Origin of the sequence: Pseudomonas sp. CFBP 8770 (assembly GCF_014841705.1) — a bacterium.
Taxonomy (GTDB): Bacteria; Pseudomonadota; Gammaproteobacteria; order Pseudomonadales; family Pseudomonadaceae; genus Aquipseudomonas.
Genome location: NZ_JACYUL010000005.1, coordinates 63269 through 83130 on the forward strand (window position 1 = coordinate 63269; position 19862 = coordinate 83130).

The window sequence follows — 19862 nt, forward strand, 5'->3', positions numbered from 1 at the left end:
GATGGTGGCCTACCCGTCTTGGCAGAGAGCAGCAGTGATCCTCAACAGCCTGGTTTTTTTCATCACTCTGGCGGCCATGGAAGGCGTTGCCTACCTGGCCCACAAGTACCTCATGCATGGCTGGGGCTGGGGTTGGCATCGCTCCCATCACGAGCCGCGCACCGGCTGGTTCGAGAAGAACGACCTGTACGCGGTGGTGTTCGCAGGGCTGGCAATCGTGCTGATTGCCCTGGGGACCCAGGGCCTGCATCCGCTGGAGTGGATCGGCGCGGGCATGACTGCCTATGGCGCACTGTATTTCGTGGTTCACGATGGGCTGGTGCACCGGCGCTGGCCTTTCCACCTGGTGCCCCGGCGTGGCTACCTCAAGCGCCTCTACCAGGCGCACTTGATGCACCACGCGGTAGAGGGCAAGGAGCGCTGCGTCTCCTTCGGCTTTCTGTTCGCGCCCTCTACGACGCGTCTGCGTGCTCAGCTTCGCGCGTTGCACCAGGGGCCGCTGCGCAAGGCGGATGAGGCCGACTCCACAGCTGCGCAGGGCGCTGCGGCCACTGCCGCCAGCGAGCGCTGACGGCGCGCCAGCCGCCCTGACTGACGGCCGCCAGCTTTTCCGCCTTCGAGGTTGAGACGCGCGCATCCCACGCGTGGCTGCCCGCTGCAACCACCTTCACGCCGATCTGTCGGTAAACGGCAGCAGCAGTTGCCACGGCCCAGGCCGAGCGCCAGGGCAGGGCAGCCAGTCCCGCCTGGGCGCTGGCATAGTAGGGTTCGGCCAGCTCGACCAGGCGCCGGGCAAGTACCGCCACCGCCGGGCGATGCTGCGGCGCCGCCAGGTCCTGGAGCGGAATGTTCAACTCATCCAGCCACTGTGCCGGCAGATAGCAGCGGCCGACCCGCGCGTCCTCGACGATGTCGCGGGCAATATTGGTCAGCTGAAACGCCAGCCCCAGGTCACAGGCCCGATCCAAGGTACGTGGATCGTCAGTGCCCATCACCCGCGCCATCATCAGGCCGACCACGCCCGCTACGTGATAGCAGTACTGCAGCGTGTCGTCCTGGGTGTGATAGCGGCGGTTCACCACGTCCATTTCAAACCCGGCCAGGTGTTCCATCGCGTTGTGCTCGGGAATGCCGTGCTCGCGCACGACCTCGGCAAACGCGGCAAACGCCGGTTCGCTCGCAGGCTCCCCGGCATACACCGCACGGGTCTGGGCCTGCAGCAGGGCCAGTCGACGCTGTGCCTCCTGCGGGGTGATCGACATCGCGTCGTGACCCGCCTGTTGCCCGTCGATCACGTCGTCGCAGTGGCGGCACCAGGCATACAGCATCACCGCACTGCGCCGCGTGCGTTCGTCGAACAGCTTGGCGGCTGCCGCGAAGCTTTTCGAACCGACGGCGATGCTCTGCTCGGCGTGTTCGCGCAGCGCCGGATCCGGCGCCGACGTGCTCATGGATGCAGGTCCGCGATCATCAGCCCGGCAGTCGCCTTGGCCGAGCCGATCACCCCCGGCACGCCAGCGCCGGGATGGGTGCCGGCGCCCACCAGGTAGACGTTGCTCAACTGCGCATCGCGGTTGTGCGGGCGGAACCAGGCACTCTGCTGCAACACCGGCTCAAGCGAAAATGCCGAGCCCAGGTGCGCATTGAGTTCGGTCTGGAAATCATCCGGGGTGAAGATACGACAGGTGACCAGATCTTCGCGCAAGCCGGGAATGTAGTGCTCTTCCAGGTATTCGAAGATCCGGTCGCGGTACAGCGGACCCTGCACCGACCAGTCGATGGCCGCATTGCCCAGGTGAGGAACCGGCGACAACACGTAGTGGCTCGAACAGCCAGGTGGCGCCAGGCTGGGGTCGGTGACGCAGGGCGCGTGCAGGTAGAGGGAGAAATCCGTGGCGAGCTCGGCGCCGTTGAAAATCTCGTGGATCAGCGCCTGGTAACGCGCACCGAAGCACACCGTATGGTGTTGCAACTGCGGTTGCGGGCGCTTCAGACCGAAATGGATGACGAACAGCGAATTGCTGAAGCGCTTGCCCTTGAGGCGCTTGCCCTCGCGTCGACCGCGCGGGTGTTCGCCCAGCAGGTCGGCGTAGGTATGCACCACGTCGGCGTTGGAAGCCAGGCAGTCGGCGTGCCAGCTGCGACCGTCGCGCGCATGCACTGCCGTGGCCCGATCGTTCTCGACGTCGATCTTCGCCACTTCGGCATTCAATTCCACGGTGCCGCCCAGGTCCTGGAACAGCTTGACCATGCCCTGCACCAGCGCTCCAGTGCCGCCCTTTGGAAACCACACGCCCCATTCGCGTTCCAGGGCATGGATCAGGGTATAGATAGACGAGGTGGCGAACGGGTTGCCGCCCACCAGCAGCGAGTGGAACGAGAACGCCTGGCGCAACTGATCATGCTCGATGAAGCTTGAAACCATCGAGTAGACGCTGCGCCACGCCTGTAACCGGGCCAGTTGCGGGCCCGCCTGGAGCATGTCGCGAAACGACAGGAAAGGCACCGCCCCCAGCTTGAGGTAGCCCTCCTTGAATACCGCCTGCGAGTAAGCCAGAAAGCGCTGGTAGCCGGCGACGTCCAGGGGATTCAGGGCATGGATCTGTCGATCCAGTTCGGCCTGATCGTTGGCATAGTCGAACTTCGTGCCGTCTTCCCAGCACAGCCGGTAGAACGGCTTGACCGGCAGCAGATCGACGTAGTCGGCCATGCGCTTGCCACTCAGGGTGAACAGCTCTTCGATGGCCGAAGGGTCGGTGATCACTGTGGGGCCGGCGTCGAAGGTGAAGCCCTGGTCGCGGTAGACATAGGCTCGGCCTCCGGGCTGGTCACGCTTCTCCAGCAGGGTGGTATGGATGCCTGCGGCCTGCAGACGGATCGCCAGGGCCAGGCCGCCGAAGCCTGCGCCGATGACGATGGCGGTTTTAGCTGGATTCATGGGGGTTCTCGAACTGCCGGGGAGAAGATCTGAGGGCGGCGCGCACGGCCTCGTCGACGGGCACCGGAGGCTTGCCGACGAGAATGCGGGCGCGGTCACGCCAGTGGTTTTGGCCTGCATAGAATCGACTGATCAGCGCAGGCGACAAGCGGTAGAAGCGTTGCATCACCCGCCAGCGATCCTGAGGCTTGCCGGCCAGGAACAACATGCGGTTGAGCAGGCGGTAGAACCCTTGCGCCTGCCATTGCTGGCGAGCGTGTTCGCGGATACCGGTGAACAGTCGATCGGCGTCCATGTCGGTCTGCTCCGCCAGCCACTGGGCCAGCCGCACCGCATGGGGCAGCGAGTAGCCGGTGGTGCAGTGAAACAGGCCAGCGCGCAGGCCGGAAAGGGGCTGGCCGGCGGCTTGCTGCCAGAACGCATCGAAATCGCCGGCCAGGGTGATCGGCAATACGCCCTGTTCTTCGCGCAGGCATTCGGCGATTGTCCAGCCCTGCCAGCGCACGTAGTCGGCGATGTGCTCGCGCAACTGCTCGGTGGTCAAGGTGTGGCGATCGACGTAGTGAGTGTCTTCGACCAGCACCGTATCAGCCGTGAACGGCAACACATAGACGAAGCGATAGCCTTCGCCTTGACTGACCCGCGCGTCCATGATGATGGGTCCCAGCAGGCCGTGGGGGCGTTGCAGACGCAACAGCTGACCGACGAATGCCTGCTGGCCCAGCACCAGGTGGCGACTGGGCTGCACGCCGCGGCCGTCGATCACTGCATGGGCCTGCAGCGTCTCGCCGCTGGCCAGGCGCACGTGTCGCGGACCCAGTTCGGCAATGGTTTCGCCCAGGCGCAGGCTCGAGCCCAGGGCCTGGGTGATGACCTCGGCAAAGCGCTCGCTGGTGATGCTGGCATAGCCGCTGTCGAGCCGCCGCGAGACGTCGGCAAAATGCACCTGGTAGCAAGGCCAGCGTTTGACCACCAGCGGCTCGATCCAGTGATGCTGCTCGGCGCTGAGGTCGCCATCGTGGAACGACCAGGTATGGTTGCCACCCAGGCTCTGCTGCGAATCGATACACAGTACCTTGAGTTCCGGGCGCACCTGGCGCAGTCGCCAGGCAATCAGGCCATTGGCCAGGCCGGCGCCGGCGAGGATCAGGTCGTAGGTCATGACAGGGCTCCGGCCACTACGGGTTGTCGCGTGCGCACCGCGGTTTCGACGATATCCGCCGCCTTGCTGGTGCCGCCCGCGCTGGCCAGTTCTGCCTTCAAGCGGGCAAAGGCCGGTGTCGGCATCTCCAGGACCTCGCGCAGCACCTGGGCGATGCGTGAAGACCGCGCGCGGCGTTGCACCTGACGTCCGAGGCCGTGATGGCGCACCCGCGCCGCCACGCCTGGCTGGTCGAAGGCGATGGGCATCACCAGCATGGGCGTCGAGCTGGCGATGGCATCCATGACCGTATTCAACCCGCCGTGGGTGATCACCGCATCGGCCTGCTCGAGGGCCCACTGCTGCGGGGCGAAATCGGTCACCCAGGTTGCGCCCAGGCGGTGCAGGCGTTGCTCCGCAGCTGGGTCGAGCAGGCCGCAGTGGGCAATCAGCAACTGCCCGTCGAGTCGCCGACAGGCTTTGGCGATCTGCTCGAACATGCCCAGGCGCTGGCCTTGCAGGGTGCCCAGGCTGGCGAAAACGAACGGGCGTTGCGGGTCGATAGGCCAGTGCCCCTGGCCCTGAGTAGCAGCGGCACGCAGCGGGCCAACGGCGTGCAGGTGGGGCGGGGCGTGCTGGCGGGGAAAGTCGAAGCCGGCCAGGGTCTGGCTGATCTGCGCCAGCGGCGAAAGACATTCGTGCAGCGCACTGCGCGGTGCCAGGCCGAGGGTTTTCGCAGCGCTCTGGATGGCGCGCGCATGGGGCTTCATCAACCAGTCGTAGACCTGGGTGCTGCCACGGTACATGTGCAGGCTGCGCTCGTCCGTGGCATAGGCGAAGGGCATTACCGGCAACGGCAGGCCCGGCTCACGGTTGACCGGCAGGGCGCAGGCTATCGAGACGAAGGGGAGCCCCAGGCTCTCTGCAACCAGGCCGCCTGCAGCCTCCATCTGATCGCACAGCAGCGCGTCGACGCCGTGTTGCGCCAAAGCTGCCGGCAGCTCGTCGCAGAACATGCGGGTGGTCGCTGCCAACTGCTCGATGATCTGCCGCAGGCCCCATGGTGTGCCTGGGTTTGCCGCCAGGCGCAGGCTGCGCTGCAGGCTGCCGGGCGGATGGCTGGCCTGGCCCAGCACCGCATAGCCGATGCCGGGAGCCGTGACCCAGCGCGCGGCGTCCCCCTGGTGGAAGAACGTGACACGGTGGCCTCGTCGCATCAGTTCCTCGGCCAACGCCTGCAGCGCGTGAAAATGACTGTAGTAAGCGGGCGCCACGACACCGAAGTGGCTCATCGGGGCGGGGCCTGCGGACCCAGCAGGCGGGCATGGCGCAAGCCCGCCAGATTGGCCGAGCCGGTACAGAAGCAGGCCACGCGCAGTTGGCGGATGACCACCTCGAAGTGTTCGATGACCGCTTCGGTCGACAGCGTTGCGCCTGGCAGCACGGCAGCGGCCTGGCCAACGATGTCCGCGCCCAGGCGAATGGCCTTGGCCGCATCGACGCCATCGCGCACGCCGCCGGAGGCAATCAGGCGGACCTGCGGCAAGGCTTGGCGCACGGTCTGGATGCAGGTCGCCGTGGGGATGCCCCAGCCGGCAAATGCCATGGCCACCGCGCGATCGGCCGCTCGAGTGGCCCGCTCGCCTTCGACTGCGGCCCAACTGGTGCCGCCCGCGCCCGCGACATCAATGACCTGCACGCCGGCCTCGACCAAGGTCTGGGCCACGCTGGCCGAGAGCCCGGCGCCGACTTCCTTGATCACCACCGGGACTTTCAGAACGGTCACTGCACGGGCGATCTGCGCCAGCACGCCGCGCCAGTGCCGGTCGCCTTCAGGCTGAACCGCCTCCTGCAGCGGGTTGAGATGGATGATCAAGCCGTTCGCTTCGAGGGTGTCGACCGCACGATGGGCAAGGTCCATGCCGCCTTTCTCGAGCAACTGCGCCGCACCGATGTTGGCCAGCAGCGGAATGTCCGGGGCGATGCGCCGCAGGTCGCGGGTGAGCCCCTGGTCGTTGCCGGTCTGCAGGCTGACTCGCTGCGAGCCGACACCCATGGCGATGCCCAGGGCTTGCGCTGCTTCGGCCAGGTGACGGTTTATCGCCACGGAACGCTGGGCGCCACCGGTCATGGAACTGATCAGCAGGGGCGCGCGCAGGGCGATGTCGAGCAACGAGCTGCTCAGGTCGATGCCTGCCAAGTCCAGTTCGGGCAGCGCACAGTGTTCGAACTGGACCGCGTCCCAGCCGGCGCCCGCCCGTGTACCGGCCCTGAGCGGGTCCAGAACGATGTCCAGGTGGTCATCCTTGCGTCGGCTCAACTCGTCGTGCTTCATGTCAGCTCCATTGCTCAGGAATCATTTACGGCCGCCTGCGGTCTGTCCATGGTAGAGAGTTGTACGGCGCGCTCATATTCGCATAACGTATGTCCATCTTCACAGGCTCAGGCACCGTCGCTGCGCAGTCGTTCCTTGTTTGCGAACGCAGCTGCCCCCGCCAAGCCATGCCGACACCTCGTCTCCGGCTGCCGCAGGACTCGAAACAAGAACAGAGGGAACGATGACAGCTGATACGTCTGCGACCAGCGATAGCGGTTTCACCGAGCACATGGCCTTGTTGCGCACGACCATCGAAGCGCGCCTGGACGCCTTGCTGCCCATGCCAAGCAACGAGCGCGACCTGGTGGCCACGGCGATGCGCGACGGTGCCCTGGCGCCGGGCAAGCGCATGCGCCCGATCCTGTTGATCCTGGCGTCGAACGGCTTGGGGGCCAGCGACCGGGCGGCGCTGGACCTGGGCTGTGCGGTGGAGATGGTGCATGCCGCGTCGCTGGTGCTCGACGACATGCCCTGCATGGACGACGCCAGGCTGCGCCGGGGCCGTGTCACCACGCATCTGGCATTTGGCGAAGACGTTGCCATTCTGGCTGCAGTGGCGCTGTTGTCGCGGGCCTTCGCCGTGGTGGCGGGCATCGACGGGCTGAAGCCTTCGATTCGTACCCAGTTGGTGGAAATACTGGCCAACGCCATCGGTGCTCAAGGTCTGGCCCGGGGTCAGCTGCAAGACCTGCGCGAAGGCCTGCACCCACGCACCGCAGAGGAAATTGCCGCCACCAACAACCTCAAGACCGGTGTGCTGTTCAGCGCGATCATGGACATGGCCTACCTGATCAGCGATGCACCACCGCCGACACGCGCCGTGCTGCAATGTTTCGCCCTGGAACTGGGGCAGGCCTTCCAGCTGTATGACGATCTTCATGATCACAGCCCAGCCACCGCCAAGGATCAGGGCAAGGACGACGGCAAGTCGACCTTCATGGCGTTGTGCGGTGAGGATGAAGTGAAGCGGCGCCTGCAGGAGCATCTGGACAAGGCGCGCGCCTGTCTGGCTGACGCCTATGCGCAGGATGATCACATCAGCCGCTTCCTGCAGCTGATATTCGTCAAGGCCGCTACCTGCGCGTGACCTTTCGCCTGGCAGCACTGTTTCCTGCCTGAAGCTCTTTTATGAGAAAGGGCATCGAGTACGCTCGATGCCCTTTGCTGCTCGATCGGTTGAAGATCTGCGCTACCTGGTTATCAGGCGTGCGGGTTGCTGCCTTTTTCCGCATCGTGTTTCTTCGCGGCGTCGACGCCGGCGCTGCTCAGCTTGATCGGGTATTCGAGCGCTGGTTCGTGGTCTTCGACCGTCACCGGCTTGCCCTGGATCAGGCCTTTTTCCTGCAGCGTCTTGATCATTCCAGCCACTGCCTTCTCGCCGCGATAATTGTCGAGAATTTCCTTGCCCAGACCGTGCGGATGCGCGTGCAGCAAACGGGTGAGTACTTCGTGCTCAAGTTCGACGTTGCTCATGAATGCCTCTCTGACTGCTGAATGAAAATGCATCGGTTACGCCATTGTGACTCGATCAGGCGCGAGAGATTCCTTGCGTCTGCAATCACACTCACCCAGGCGTCGTAGAAAAAAAACAAACTTTTCCGCGGGCAGGGAAGTCGACTTTGCACGCGTGTCCATTTAGAGGGACGTTTTCGCAAAGCATCTTTGCGCACCTTTTTCTTTGCCAACCTATGGAGATACTCATGGCCAACTATCCAACTCCGCCGTTCGAGCCGCAGCAGCAATCGGTACCTGGCTCGCAGTCGAAGATGAATCCCGTCCCCGACTGTGGCGAAACCAGCTACAAAGGCTCAGGACGGATGGCCAACAAGATCGCCTTGATTACCGGCGGCGACAGCGGCATCGGCCGCGCTGTGGCAATTGCCTACGCCCGCGAAGGCGCCGACGTGGTGATTTCATACCTCGATGAGCATGAAGACGCCAAGGACACCGCGCGTTACGTCGAGGAAGCCGGGCGTCAGTGTCTGCTCCTGCCAGGCGATCTGGCCGAGAAAGAGCAGTGCCTGGCCATCGTGGAGAAGACGGTCGAGCGTTTCGGCCGTATCGACGTTTTGGTCAACAACGCCGCGTTCCAGATGAGCCACGAAACCCTGGACGAGATTCCTGACGAGGAGTGGGTGCGTACCTTCGATATCAACATCACGGCGATGTTTCGCATCTGCAAGGCAGCAGTGCCGCACATGCCGTCGGGTGGTTCGATCATCAACACCAGCTCTGTCAACTCGGACATGCCCAAGCCGACCCTGCTGCCCTATGCGACGACCAAAGGCGCGATTGCCAACTTCACTGCCGGCCTGGCGCAGTTGCTGGGCAAGAAAAACATCCGTGTGAACAGCGTGGCCCCCGGCCCGATCTGGACGCCATTGATTCCAGCGACCATGCCACCGGAAGCGGTGAAGACCTTCGGCGAAGAGACCCCGCTGGGTCGTCCGGGCCAGCCGGTCGAGGTGTCGCCTATCTATGTGTTGCTGGGGTCGGATGAGAGCAGCTATATCTCTGGTTCGCGCTATGCGGTGACAGGGGGCAAGCCGATTCTGTAGGGAATTGGCGACCTCTTCGCGGGCCCTCTGCCCGCGAAGAGGCCTTCAAGCTATACGCAGGGATCAAACCACATGCGCCAACTGCAGCTGCGTCAACGCTTGTACCTTCAATCCTGCCAATAGCGGGTCACGCCGATCCCGCGGCCGTGCCAGCCCAACCTCGATGTCTCTGACTATGCCAGTGCCCCGGTGCCCCATCACCAACACCCGATCGCTCAGATACAGCGCTTCATCCACGTCGTGGGTCACCAGCAACAATGTGATGCCATGGCGCTCCGCCAAATCGAGCAGCAAATCCTGCAGCTTCATTCGGGTGAACGCATCCACTGCACTGAACGGCTCGTCCAGCAGCAACACCTTGGGCCTGGAATAAAGCCCACGGGCGATCGCCACCCGCTGCGCCATGCCGCCAGACAATGCCTTGGGCAGCGCCTCGGCGAAGCCGTCCAGGCCGACTTCGTCTATCAGTTGCCGCACCCAGGCCTGGTCGTAAAGCCCATCATCGTGAAAGCCGATATTGCGTTCTACATCAAGCCAAGGCATCAGCCGCGGTTCTTGAAATACGAACGCCACCGACTGGCCCGCGCTGTCGAGCTCACCGGTGTAGTCCCGATCCAGGCCTGCGGCGATGCGCAGCAGGGTGCTCTTGCCGCAACCACTGGGCCCCAGCAGGCTGACCCGCTCACCGGGTTGCAGCTGTAGTTCCAGGTCCTTGAGCACCACCGCGTCGCCAAATGCCTTGCGCCGGACGCGGAGGCTCAACAGGGCCTCGTTCATGAGCGGCTCCCCGAGGCTTCACCGGTGAATGCATCGCGCCAGCTGACGCAACGCCGTTCGACGGCCGCGAGCACGCCGTCGCTGAGCTTGCCGAGCACCGCCAGGGCCAGGATCGCTGCCAGCACGATGTCCGGCCGCGAGGTTTCGCGTCCGTCGCTGAGCAGGTAACCCAGGCCTTTGGTCGCGGCAATCAATTCGGCGGCGACCAGAAACATCCAGGCCATGCTCAAACCGCTGCGCAGGCCAGTGAACAATCCCGGCATGGCTGCCGGTAACAGGATGCGCACGGTCAGTCGACGGGCATTGAAGCCGTACATCTGGCCGACCTCGACCAGCTTGCGGTCGATGTTGCGAATGGCGGCAACGCCGTTGACGTACACCGGAAAAAACGCGCCGATGGCGATCAGCACGATCTTGGACGTCTCGTCGATGCCCAACCAGAGCAGCAACAAGGGCACCCAGGCCAGGCTCGGTATGGCGCGCAGACCCGCGAAGGTCGGCTCCAGATAGGCTTCGGCTTCTCGGCTCAGGCCCACCCACGCGGCAAATACCAGGGCCAGCGACGCACCGATGACGAAACCCGCGAGCACGCGGCCCACGCTGGCGAGCACGTGCTTGCCCAGCGCGCCCTGCGCCAGTTCGACCAGCGTCAATGCCACATCGCTGGGCGCCGGCATCTGGTAGGCGGGAATCCAACCGGCCCGCACCACGATTTCCAGCACCGCGACGATCACGCAGGGCAGCAGCCAGCCTTTGGCGCTGCGTCGCCAGGCGGTCGAGACGCGTCGAGAGGACGCTGCGGCAACCCTGGACAGGGTTTCTTCCGAGGTGCTCATGGCTTCATTGCTTCCCGATGACGTCAGCGCTGAAGCGCGGCTCGATCAGGCGATCGACCACCTCGTTGACGTCCACGCCTTTGCGCACCAGGCCTTCGGCGGTCAGGATCGGTGCCGCAGCCTTGAGCGCCTCGACCTGCTTGGGGCCTGGCTGTGCATCGCTGAAATCGGTGCGCGAAAGCTGCAGCTTGGCCACATCCAGCGGCAGTCCGGATTCCTTGGCCAGCAGCGCCGCCAGATCATCGGGATGTGCCCGCGCCCAGGTGCGTGCCTGCTCGTAGGCCTTGATGACCTGCTCGACGGTGTTGGCGTGTTCTGCCGCGAATGTTTCGGTGACGCTGATCACCCCGTAGCTGTTGAACTCGATGTTGCGATACAGCAACTGGGAGCCGGCCTGCAGCTGGCTGGCCGCCAGCAGCGGGTCAAGCCCGGCCCAGGCGTCGACATCGCCACGTTCCAAGGCAATGCGGCCGTCGGCATGCTGCAGGTGGACCAGCTCCACGTCATCCTTGCTCAGCCCAGCCTGTTGCAGGCTGCGCAAGGTGAACAGGAAAGGGTCGGTGCCTTTGGTGGCGGCGATCTTCTTGCCTTTGAGATCGGCCACGCTCTTGATCGGCGAGTCCTTGCGCACGGCCAGGGCCGTCCATTCCGGGCGGCTGGCGATGTACACCGTCTTGATCGGGCTGCCATTGGCGCGGCTGAGCACTGCCGCAAGGCCGGCGGTCGAGGCGAAGTCGATACTGCCACCGTTGAGGTATTCCAGGGAGCGGTTGCTGCCTTGGCTGAGCACCCAGTCGACCTTGGTACCGGGCAGGGCTTTCTCCAGCCAGCCGAAATGCCGCAGGACCAGGCTGGTGGGCGAGTAATAGGCATAGTCCAGGCGAACCTCGGCGGGCGCCGCGGCCTGGGCGGTACTGCCGAAGGCGGCCAGCACCACGGCGGCGGCCAGCAGGGGTTTGGACAGGCGTGAGAGCAGGGTCATGGTGATCATTCCTTGGCAGGGGAGAGCCGGCTGGCACGCCGGATCCCAATCCTAAATGATCTAAAAAACCAACTGTAAATACCTTTTGGGTCTTAGCTTAGACTGCCGATCAGTCGTTTGTGAGTCACCCATCCTCAGCGATTGACGGTCTTGGCCGGCAATGCCAGCACCAGCAGGCAACTGAGCAGCAGGCAGGCGGCGAAGATCCACAGGGCGATCTGCGGGCTGTGGAAACGGTCCATCACCACGCCCATCAGCGAGTTGCTGACCAGGCCGGCAATGTTGGCCAGCGAACAGGCCAGGGCAAAACCGGTGGCCGCTGCCGTGCCTTTGAGAAAGGTCGCCGGCAGGCTGAAGAACACCGGCACTGCGCCGATGATGGCCAGCGAAGCCACCGAGAACAGCAGGACGGTGATCGCCACGTTCTGGGTGAAGAAGGTGCTGAGAAACATCGCTGCGGCGCCGACGATGAAAGGCACGATGATGTGCCAGCGCCGCTCGCGGTATCGGTCCGAGCTGGCGCCGATGGCCAGCATGCCGATCAGTCCGGCAAGGCTGGGAATGGCCACCAGCAGGCCGATGTCGCCGGCATTCGCGACGCCGGCATTGCGAATGAAAGTGGGCAGCCAGAACCCCATGGCGTAGGCGCTCAGCAGAATCGAGAAATCGATGCCGCCAAGCATCCACACTTTGATGTCGAAGAAGCCTGCACGAAACGAGTGGCCGCCGCGGTTTTCGCTTTCGTCTTTGGTCAGTACCGCTTGCAACTGCTGTTTCTCGCGCTCGCTCAGCCATTTTGCATCGCCAATGCCATTGGGCAGAATGGCCAGGCAGAGCACGCCCAGTATCACGGTGGGAATGGCTTCGAGGAGGAACAGCCACTGCCAGCTGTGCAGCCCGCCGACACCGTCGAAGCTGGCCATGATCCAGCCCGAGAGAGGGCCGCCGATCAGGCTCGACAGCGGCAGGCCGATCATGAACAGGGCGATGATGCGGCTGCGTCGGTACGACGGAAACCATTGGCTCAGGTAGAACAGCACGCCGGGCAAAAACCCGGCCTCGGCGGCGCCGAGCAGAAACCGCAGGACGTAGAAGTGCCATTGGCTGGTAACGAACATTGTCAGCCCGGACAGCACGCCCCAACTGATCATGATACGTGCGATCCACAGGCGCGCGCCGACCTTCTGCAGTACCAGGTTGCTGGGCACCTCGAACAGGATGTAGCCGACGAAGAACAGGCCCGCGCCCAGGCCGTAGGCGGTTTCGCTCATGTGCAGGGTGTCGAGCATCTGCAGTTTGGCGAAGCCCACGTTGATGCGGTCGAGGTACGAGGCCAAGTAGCAGAAGCACAGGAACGGGATCAACCGCCAGACGATCTTGCGATACGTTTCAGCGCTTGCGTGCTCGGGCAGGCCGGAGATGGATGACATGCAAGAACTCCTGAAGCATTGGAAGAGGGGTAGATGATCCGCCACGAACCTTGTGGGAGCGGCAGCGGCCGCGAATGCCGCACCGCGGTCTGCCTGATACACCGCAGCGCCTGTTTCGCGGCCGATGACCGCTCCCACGGATGACCGCGGACCTTTGTGGGAGCGGTCCGTGGCCGCGAACGCTGTACTGCGGTCTGTCCGATACACCGCAGCGCCTGTTTCGCGGCCGATGACCGCTCCCACGGATGACCGCGGACCTTTGTGGGAGCGGTCCGTGGCCGCGAACGCTGTACTGCGGTCTGCCTGATACACCGCAGCGCCTGTTTCGCGGCCGATGACCGCTCCTACGGATGAACGCGGACCCTTGTGGGAGCGGTCCGTGGCCGCGAACGCCGCACTGCGGTCTGTTCGATACACCGCAGCGCCTGTTTCGCGGCCGATGACCGCTGCCACGGATGAACGCGGACCCTTGTGGGAGCGGTCTGTGGCCGCGAACGCCGCACCGCAGTCTGCCTGATACACCGCAGCGCCTGTTTCGCGGCCGATGACCGCTCCCACGGATGAACGCGGACCCTTGTGGGAGCGGTCCGTGGCCGCGAACGCTGCGCTGCTCATTGCGCGGCGATGATAAACGCTGTGCTCGCTGCATGCAGCAGGGGTGCCAGGGTTGGGTGCAAATAAATCAGGAAGCCCGGAGTGCGGTAGACTGCCGACGTCGGCGAGCGGGTTCGCGCCGCGTCGCTTTCATCCACACGCTCGATCCGGCCAATCGCCGGACGGCATCGGTCCGGGCAAGGCGGAGCATCTTCATGGCGCAGGGCATTTTTTTCTTCGTAGTCGGCCCTAGCGGAGCGGGAAAGGATTCGCTCATCGAGGGCGCTCGTGCCCAATTGGGCAGCACCGGTCGGTACCTGTTCGCCCGGCGCACCATCACCCGCCCAAGCGGCGCGCCCGGAGAAGACCACACAGGTGTGACTGCCGAGCAGTTCCAGGCCAGCGCCGCAGCGGGCGAGTTCCTACTCAGTTGGCACGCCCATGGCTTGAGCTACGGCTTGTCCGCCGATCTGCTGCAGGTATTGGAGGCGGGTGGCCACGTCATCGCCAATGGTTCGCGCCGGATGATCCGCGAGGCCGCCGCACGTGTCCCGCAGTTGGTGGTGATCGAGGTCACTGCCGCGCCAGAGGTGCTCGCCGCGCGCATTCTGGGACGCGGGCGGGAGAACGCCGAGCAGGCCAGTGCGCGGGTGCTGCGACAGGTGGACGCGCTACCCACGGACATCCAGACCCAGCGCGTCGACAACGACGGCACGCTGGCCGAAGGCATCGATCGTTTCATCAATGCCGTTCAGGCCATTGCTCACCGTCATGCCTGCCCGCCGACCAGCCAGCCGTTGTTGGCACGCAAGCTCCAGGGTCACGCGCTGGACGAGATGCAGTACGAGTGGTTGTTGCGCGACATCATCGAGGGCCGCTATGCGGACAGCGAGATCAGCGCCTTCCTGGTGAGCGCCAGCCAGCACCTGTCGGATGCTGAAGTGGTGGCATTGGCCAAGGTGCGCACGCGGTTTTCACCCGTCATGCGCTGGGACCGCCCCATGGTGGTCGACAAGCACTCGATGGGGGGTGTCCCTGGTAGCCGAATCACCCTGATCGTGGTGCCGATCGTCGCGGCGCATGGGTTGGTAATGCCCAAGACCTCGTCACGGGCGATCACGTCGGCGGCCGGCACGGCCGACGCCATGGAAGTTCTGGCCGAGGTTGAATTGACGCCGGATCAGGTGCGCCACTGCGTGGCCGAAACCGGTGCCTGCATTGCATGGAACGGTCGCCTCAACCATTCACATCTCGATGAGGTGATGAACACCATCACACGCCCGCTGCGCATCGACTCCACGCGTTGGGCCGTAGCCTCCATTCTGTCCAAGAAACTGACTGCCGGTTCGACCCATGTCATCGTCGATCTGCCGTTCGGCCCGCGCACCAAGCTTGCGACCCGCGAACAGGCGCAGGCATTGGCCGAGCTGTTCGAGCAGGTCGGTGCGCTGCTGGGCCTGACGGTGGTGGCGCTCGTCACCGATGGATCGCGGCCGGTCGGGCGCGGTATCGGACCCGCGCTTGAAGTACGCGATGTACGCTGGGTGCTCGAAGGCTCCGTGCAGGCACCCGCCGACCTGCGCGAAAAAGCGCTGTTGTTCGCCGCACGCATTCTGGCCTGGGATCCGCAGGTCGGCAGCATCGAAGCGGGTCGGCGACGCGCCGAGCAATTGTTGGACGATGGCTGCGCCCTCGCTGCGTTCGAGCGCATGATCGACGCCCAGGGCCGCAGGACGCCGGTCATGCCCAGCGCGTTGACATGCGCAGTGCGTGCACCCTGCGACGGCCACGTCGCGCAACTCGACGGCTGGCGTCTGGCGGAAATTGCCCGGTGTGCCGGAGCACCCCGGGGCAAGGGCGCCGGCATCGACCTGATGGTAAACAAAGGCGCACTAGTGGCGCAGGGTGACGTGCTTTACGTCATCCATGGCGCGAGCGCAGAGAGCCTCGAATGTGCGGCTCGGCTCGCTCGAGACGGCAGCGGAATTGCATTTGCGGCGCTGCGTTGATCGCCGTTGTGGCAGCCGCGTCGGAGGCGCTGGTTACCGTTCGTCGGCGCAACCTCGACAAATGGAATTCGTAAGCTTTTCCGCTCTCCTAACCTGAGTGTGGGAGTCGCCATCGCGGCGGTTACTTTCCTCAATCAATTCAAGTACACAGAAGGATTTGGCAATGACTGATTCGCCGCGCATCGACGGTGCCTCCAAGGGAGCGAACCTGGTTCTGGTGGTGGAAGACGAAGCGGTGATTCGCGAATTCGTCTGCGAGCTCCTGACCGACGAGGGTTGGAAGGCGGAGGGTGTCGAATCTGCGGATCATGCGCTCGCGTTTCTGAACCAGCATTCCAACGAAGTCGGTTTGTTGCTGACGGACATCTTGATGCCAGGCAGCATGAACGGTGCAGGCCTGGCCAACTATTCGGCGCAGACCTGGCCCGAGATTCCGATCATGATCATGTCGGGTCACGAAACTCCGGAAAGCTCCGGCGTTACCATTCCGGTCAGTTTCGTTCGCAAGCCGTGGACCTTGGGCCAGCTGCTCGACGGTGTCGAGAAGGCCCTGGCCACTGTGCCGCGCGCTGTCAGCTAGGACAACCGCCGCTTCCCTGCGCCCATTGGCGAGCGGTCGTCGCGATCTGTTTCGCCAATTGATCGATCACCCGCTGGTGTGCCACCACCAGGCTGCTCAATTCCACCCCCGCCGTTTCGCGGATCTGACTCGCACAGGTCAATGTACGGCGCGGTTGCGCAGCACCGCGCAAGCCCAGGCTCCACACCACATCGACCAGCGCATATTGCCCCGGCAGCGAGTCGAAGCGGCGCACGTCGGTCTGCAACGACAGCACTGGACGCTGCGCATCCTTGGGTAACCCGGCCAGGTCTCGCGTGCCCAGCTGGCGTTCGAGGCGATCGGTCAGGGCATCGTGAAACTCATCGGCCAACGGCGCGCTCCAACGATCGTTTTCCAGAATGGCGAGGTTGCCCTGATTCTGCCGCACCACCAGTTGTGGCTGATCGACCTGGACCGGCATGCGCACCCCCAGCATCTCGAACTGAAACGACGGTGCGGCCAGGCGGGACGGTACGCTCGGCGCGGTGTCCTGCAGCGTGTAGTAGTGGGTGACCGGCGAGCTGCAGGCACTCAGGCCTATGCTTGCAGCCAGCATCAAGGTACGTTTGATCATCGTTGAGCTTCCGGTTGGATTTCACGTGAAGTATTGCCCGGGCTGCGGAAGGCATCCGGCTCGCCCTGCTTGGTGCGGCCACGGATCAGCGCTTCCGGGTTGCGGCTGAGGAAGTCGGTCAGTACGCGCACCGAGCGTGCGGTGCGCTGAACTTCATCCATGGCCTGGCTCAACTGCTGGCGCTCGGGCGAGTCGTCGGCAAACGTCGAATTCGCCGCGGCGAGGGTCTTCTGAGTTTGTTGCAGGGTGCCGCGCATCTGCGGCAGCACCTCGCCATTGACCTGGCGCAAGGTCTTCTGCATCTCGCTCAGGCTGCCATTGAGGTTGTTGGCGATCTCGTCGAGCGGCAGCTTGCTGATCTTGTCGACCACCCCCTGCAGTTGCTCCTGAACCTTGTCCAGGCTGCCGGGCACCGTAGGGATGCGCAGCGGCCGGGCGGCCATGTCGAAGGCCACTGGGGTGGCGTTGGGTATGAAGCTGAGCGAGATATACAACTGGCCGGTGATCAGGTTGGCGCTGCGAGCCTGAGCGCGCAGGCCTTGCTTGACGAAGGCGGACATCAGCTGAGCCGAACGTTCGTCGTCCTCGGTGCCCATCTGCTTGAGCAGCTTCTCGTGCGCCTTGCCCAGGCGATCCGGGTAGATCACGGCGCCGACCACGCTGGGAAAGCTCTTGGTCTTGGCGTCATAGTCCAGGTTGACCGAGACCACGCGGCCGATATTGACGCCCATGAATTCCACCGGCGCATTGACCGTCAGGCCGCGCAGCGACTGATTGAAGTTCATGCTGATGTAACGTGGATCACCGTCGGGCGGCGCCAGGGCGGTTTCCTGATCACCGAACAGGTCGAAGCGCGAGCGTTCGGTAGCCGGTGTCGCGTTGGGGCTGTACTTGGGCTCGACGAAAGCGACACCGCCGGCAAGGATGGTCGACAACGATTCGGTGTTCACCTTCAGGCCACTGGCACCCACGGTCAGGTCGATGCCGCTGGCGTTCCAGAAGCGCGTGTCGGTGGTGACGAACTTGTCGTTGGGCGCGTGCACGAAGATCTCCACGTCGACACCCTTGCCGTCCTCGGCCAGTTGGTACGACACCACCTGGCCGACCTCGATGCGGCGATAGTAGACCGGCGAGCCGATGTCCAGCGAACCCAGGTCTTCGGTGTGCAGGGTGAAACGCTTGCCTTGCTCGCCATAGGTGATCGGCGGTGGGGTTTCCTTGCCGACGAACTGTTTCTTGCGCTCTTCGGCGCTGCCCGCGTCGGCGCCGATGAAGGCACCGGAGAGCAGGGTGTCGACGCCGGAAATGCCATTGGCGCCGATGCGCGGGCGCACCACCCAGAACACCGAGTCTTCGGCGGTGAAGCCTTCGGCGGACTTGTTCAGGTCAACCTTGGCCACCACATGGCTGCGATCGTCGCTGAGCGCGATGGCGGTCACCTGGCCGATCACTACGTTCTTGTACTTCACCTGGGTCTTGTTCGCTTCCAGGCCCATGGCGGTCTGGAAGCTGATCTCGATCTGCGGCCCGGCATTGAGGCCGTTGCTGATGAGCATCGAGGCGCCCACCACGGCGGCGAGGATCGGCACGATCCACACCAGCGAGACATTGAAACGACGCGTCTTGACCGCCGGCGCAGCGGCAGGGGACGCGGGGGTGGAACCTGGACGATCAGACATCTTCAACCTCTACATCCCAGATGAGCCGGGGATCGAAACTCATGGCGGCAAGCATGGTGAGTACCACCACCAGACCGAAAAACACGATACCCAGCAATGGGTCGATGGAACTCAGCGAACGGAACTGCACCAGTGCGGCCACCAGCGCCACCACCAGCACGTCGAGCATCGACCAATAGCCGATCAACTCGATGAAGCGATACAGCCGGGCCCGCTCGCGCATGGCCCAGTGGCTCTTGCGCTGACAGGTTATCAGCAGCGTGCCCAGGATCAGGAACTTCATGCAGGGAACGACCACGCTGGCGAAAAAGATCAGCACGGCGATGTCCCACGAGCCGCCGTGCCAGAACTCGATGACACCACTCATGATGGTGTTTTCGCTGGCATTGCCGAACATGTTGGTGCGCATCACCGGCAGCAGGTTGGCGGGGATGTACAGGATCAGGGCCGCGATCAGCAGCGCCCAGGTACGACCGATGCTTTCGGGCTTGCGCGCGTGAACTGTGGAGTGGCAACGCGGGCAATGGTGTTCACCTGCCTGGCAGATATGCCCACAGGTATGGCACAGCACCAGGCCCAGTTGTCGGGCGTAGACCGGCTCGCTCATCGCAGCTGTCCTTCCAGGTCATCCCAGAGTCGGCGGATGCCCTTGCCCGAGATCAGGATCAGCAGCACGGTGACCATGCCCAGCGCCCACAGACCGACGCCGGGATGCACATCGAGCATGCCCGCCAGTTTGATAATGGCGACCAGAATGCCCAGCAGGCAGACTTCGAGCATGCTCCATGGGCGCAGGTGTTCGAGGGCTCGCATGCAGGTGCGAAAACCGGGCGCGGCACGTCCTGCCGTGGCGAACCCGAGCAGCCAGCACAACAGGCAGATCTGCAACAGCGGTGCGAGGATGATGGTCAGCCCGGTGACCGCGGCCATGGGCGTGATGCGCCCCTGTGCCAGTGCCTCGACCGAAGCGAGCAGGGTGGCCTGGTTGCTCAGGCCTTCCATGCTGATGCTGATCACTGGAAAGGCATTGGCCAGCAGAAACAGCATGGCTGCGGTCAGCGCGAGGGCGAACAACGCCTGGATGCTCAGGCGATGGCCACGCTCGAGCACCGCGCCACAGCGCGTGCATTCGGCTTTTTGACCATGGGCCAAGGGCACCGATTCGAACAGCGAATCACAATGTTCACAGATGATGCGGCGCGAAGACGTATTCATTCGACAATGGGCATGGGTGAAGGCCTGCGGACGAGGGCGCGCATTTCCCCAGATTCGACACGAGCTGTCTAGTCCAGTGGCGCGGTGCCATGAGTATCTGAGTCATGATAGTGATGTGCGTTCCGTATGGCGATAGCCGGGCACATCAGAC

At 64.0% G+C, this 19862-nt stretch carries 19 protein-coding genes; 5 read left to right on the forward strand and 14 right to left on the reverse strand.

Annotation, left to right across the window (positions count from 1 at the left end):
* The first annotated feature begins 1 nt into the window (after nucleotide 1).
* Entirely contained in the window at nucleotides 2-571 is a 570-nt protein-coding gene (locus tag IFT98_RS12435; RefSeq protein ID WP_122715754.1) for a sterol desaturase family protein, read from the forward strand.
* Here the strand turns inward: IFT98_RS12435 and IFT98_RS12440 are convergent.
* Genes IFT98_RS12440 through fni form a run of 5 tightly spaced genes read right to left on the reverse strand, consistent with a single transcriptional unit; the run spans nucleotide 453 to nucleotide 6414 of the window.
* Nucleotides 453-1451, reverse strand: coding sequence for a phytoene/squalene synthase family protein (locus tag IFT98_RS12440; protein WP_192048949.1), 999 nt, complete (start codon nucleotides 1449-1451; stop codon nucleotides 453-455). The two genes, IFT98_RS12435 and IFT98_RS12440, sit on opposite strands and share 119 nt — an antisense overlap.
* Nucleotides 1448-2938: a phytoene desaturase gene (locus IFT98_RS12445; RefSeq protein WP_192048951.1), complete on the reverse strand. Its 1491-nt coding sequence runs from the start codon at nucleotides 2936-2938 to the stop codon at nucleotides 1448-1450. Before IFT98_RS12445 ends, IFT98_RS12440 begins: the two co-directional genes overlap by 4 nt.
* Nucleotides 2925-4100 (reverse strand): lycopene beta-cyclase CrtY, encoded by a 1176-nt coding sequence (crtY, locus tag IFT98_RS12450; protein ID WP_192048953.1) that lies wholly within the window; start codon nucleotides 4098-4100, stop codon nucleotides 2925-2927. Before crtY ends, IFT98_RS12445 begins: the two co-directional genes overlap by 14 nt.
* Nucleotides 4097-5371, reverse strand: coding sequence for a glycosyltransferase (locus IFT98_RS12455; protein ID WP_192048955.1), 1275 nt, complete (start codon nucleotides 5369-5371; stop codon nucleotides 4097-4099). The genes crtY and IFT98_RS12455 overlap by 4 nt, the downstream gene beginning before the upstream one ends.
* The gene (fni, locus tag IFT98_RS12460) at nucleotides 5368-6414 is read right to left on the reverse strand and encodes a type 2 isopentenyl-diphosphate Delta-isomerase (protein ID WP_192048957.1); all 1047 of its coding nucleotides are present in this window, start codon (nucleotides 6412-6414) and stop codon (nucleotides 5368-5370) included. The genes IFT98_RS12455 and fni overlap by 4 nt, the downstream gene beginning before the upstream one ends.
* 223 nt (nucleotides 6415-6637) lie before the next feature.
* Here fni and IFT98_RS12465 point away from each other — a divergent pair, with 223 nt between their 5' ends.
* A complete protein-coding gene (locus tag IFT98_RS12465) occupies nucleotides 6638-7543 on the forward strand; it encodes a polyprenyl synthetase family protein (protein ID WP_192048959.1) in 906 nt (301 codons plus the stop codon).
* Between the two features lie 113 nt (nucleotides 7544-7656).
* On the opposite strand, the gene IFT98_RS12470 is transcribed toward IFT98_RS12465, so the two are convergent.
* Nucleotides 7657-7929: a hypothetical protein gene (locus tag IFT98_RS12470; RefSeq protein ID WP_122477368.1), complete on the reverse strand. Its 273-nt coding sequence runs from the start codon at nucleotides 7927-7929 to the stop codon at nucleotides 7657-7659.
* Nucleotides 7930-8156: 227 nt separating this feature from the next.
* On the opposite strand from IFT98_RS12470, the gene IFT98_RS12475 reads away from it, so the two are divergent.
* Complete coding sequence (locus IFT98_RS12475) at nucleotides 8157-9014, forward strand: SDR family oxidoreductase (protein ID WP_122715747.1); 858 nt, start codon at nucleotides 8157-8159, stop codon at nucleotides 9012-9014.
* Nucleotides 9015-9077: 63 nt separating this feature from the next.
* On the opposite strand, the gene IFT98_RS12480 is transcribed toward IFT98_RS12475, so the two are convergent.
* The 4 genes from IFT98_RS12480 to IFT98_RS12495 all read right to left on the reverse strand — a co-directional run bounded on the left by IFT98_RS12480 (nucleotide 9078) and on the right by IFT98_RS12495 (nucleotide 13039).
* Nucleotides 9078-9791, reverse strand: a complete 714-nt coding sequence (locus IFT98_RS12480; protein WP_192048960.1) for an ABC transporter ATP-binding protein — start codon at nucleotides 9789-9791, stop codon at nucleotides 9078-9080.
* Complete coding sequence (locus tag IFT98_RS12485; protein ID WP_192048961.1) at nucleotides 9788-10627, reverse strand: ABC transporter permease; 840 nt, start codon at nucleotides 10625-10627, stop codon at nucleotides 9788-9790. Before IFT98_RS12485 ends, IFT98_RS12480 begins: the two co-directional genes overlap by 4 nt.
* Nucleotides 10628-10631: 4 nt before the next feature.
* The gene (locus tag IFT98_RS12490) at nucleotides 10632-11609 is read right to left on the reverse strand and encodes an aliphatic sulfonate ABC transporter substrate-binding protein (RefSeq protein ID WP_244650948.1); all 978 of its coding nucleotides are present in this window, start codon (nucleotides 11607-11609) and stop codon (nucleotides 10632-10634) included.
* A gap of 134 nt (nucleotides 11610-11743) precedes the next feature.
* Complete coding sequence (locus IFT98_RS12495; protein ID WP_192048963.1) at nucleotides 11744-13039, reverse strand: MFS transporter; 1296 nt, start codon at nucleotides 13037-13039, stop codon at nucleotides 11744-11746.
* Nucleotides 13040-13848: 809 nt separating this feature from the next.
* On the opposite strand from IFT98_RS12495, the gene phnN reads away from it, so the two are divergent.
* Nucleotides 13849-15642: a phosphonate metabolism protein/1,5-bisphosphokinase (PRPP-forming) PhnN gene (gene phnN, locus IFT98_RS12500; RefSeq protein WP_192048964.1), complete on the forward strand. Its 1794-nt coding sequence runs from the start codon at nucleotides 13849-13851 to the stop codon at nucleotides 15640-15642.
* Between the two features lie 163 nt (nucleotides 15643-15805).
* Entirely contained in the window at nucleotides 15806-16222 is a 417-nt protein-coding gene (locus IFT98_RS12505) for a response regulator (protein ID WP_122715741.1), read from the forward strand.
* Here the strand turns inward: IFT98_RS12505 and IFT98_RS12510 are convergent.
* The 4 genes from IFT98_RS12510 to IFT98_RS12525 are packed head-to-tail and all read right to left on the reverse strand — an operon-like array spanning nucleotide 16215 to nucleotide 19711.
* The gene (locus IFT98_RS12510; protein ID WP_192048965.1) at nucleotides 16215-16817 is read right to left on the reverse strand and encodes a PqiC family protein; all 603 of its coding nucleotides are present in this window, start codon (nucleotides 16815-16817) and stop codon (nucleotides 16215-16217) included. The two genes, IFT98_RS12505 and IFT98_RS12510, sit on opposite strands and share 8 nt — an antisense overlap.
* Nucleotides 16814-18496: a PqiB family protein gene (locus tag IFT98_RS12515; RefSeq protein ID WP_192048966.1), complete on the reverse strand. Its 1683-nt coding sequence runs from the start codon at nucleotides 18494-18496 to the stop codon at nucleotides 16814-16816. The genes IFT98_RS12510 and IFT98_RS12515 overlap by 4 nt, the downstream gene beginning before the upstream one ends.
* Nucleotides 18489-19103, reverse strand: coding sequence for a paraquat-inducible protein A (locus IFT98_RS12520; RefSeq protein WP_192048967.1), 615 nt, complete (start codon nucleotides 19101-19103; stop codon nucleotides 18489-18491). Before IFT98_RS12520 ends, IFT98_RS12515 begins: the two co-directional genes overlap by 8 nt.
* Complete coding sequence (locus IFT98_RS12525; RefSeq protein ID WP_192048968.1) at nucleotides 19100-19711, reverse strand: paraquat-inducible protein A; 612 nt, start codon at nucleotides 19709-19711, stop codon at nucleotides 19100-19102. The genes IFT98_RS12520 and IFT98_RS12525 overlap by 4 nt, the downstream gene beginning before the upstream one ends.
* Nucleotides 19712-19862 lie beyond the last annotated feature (151 nt).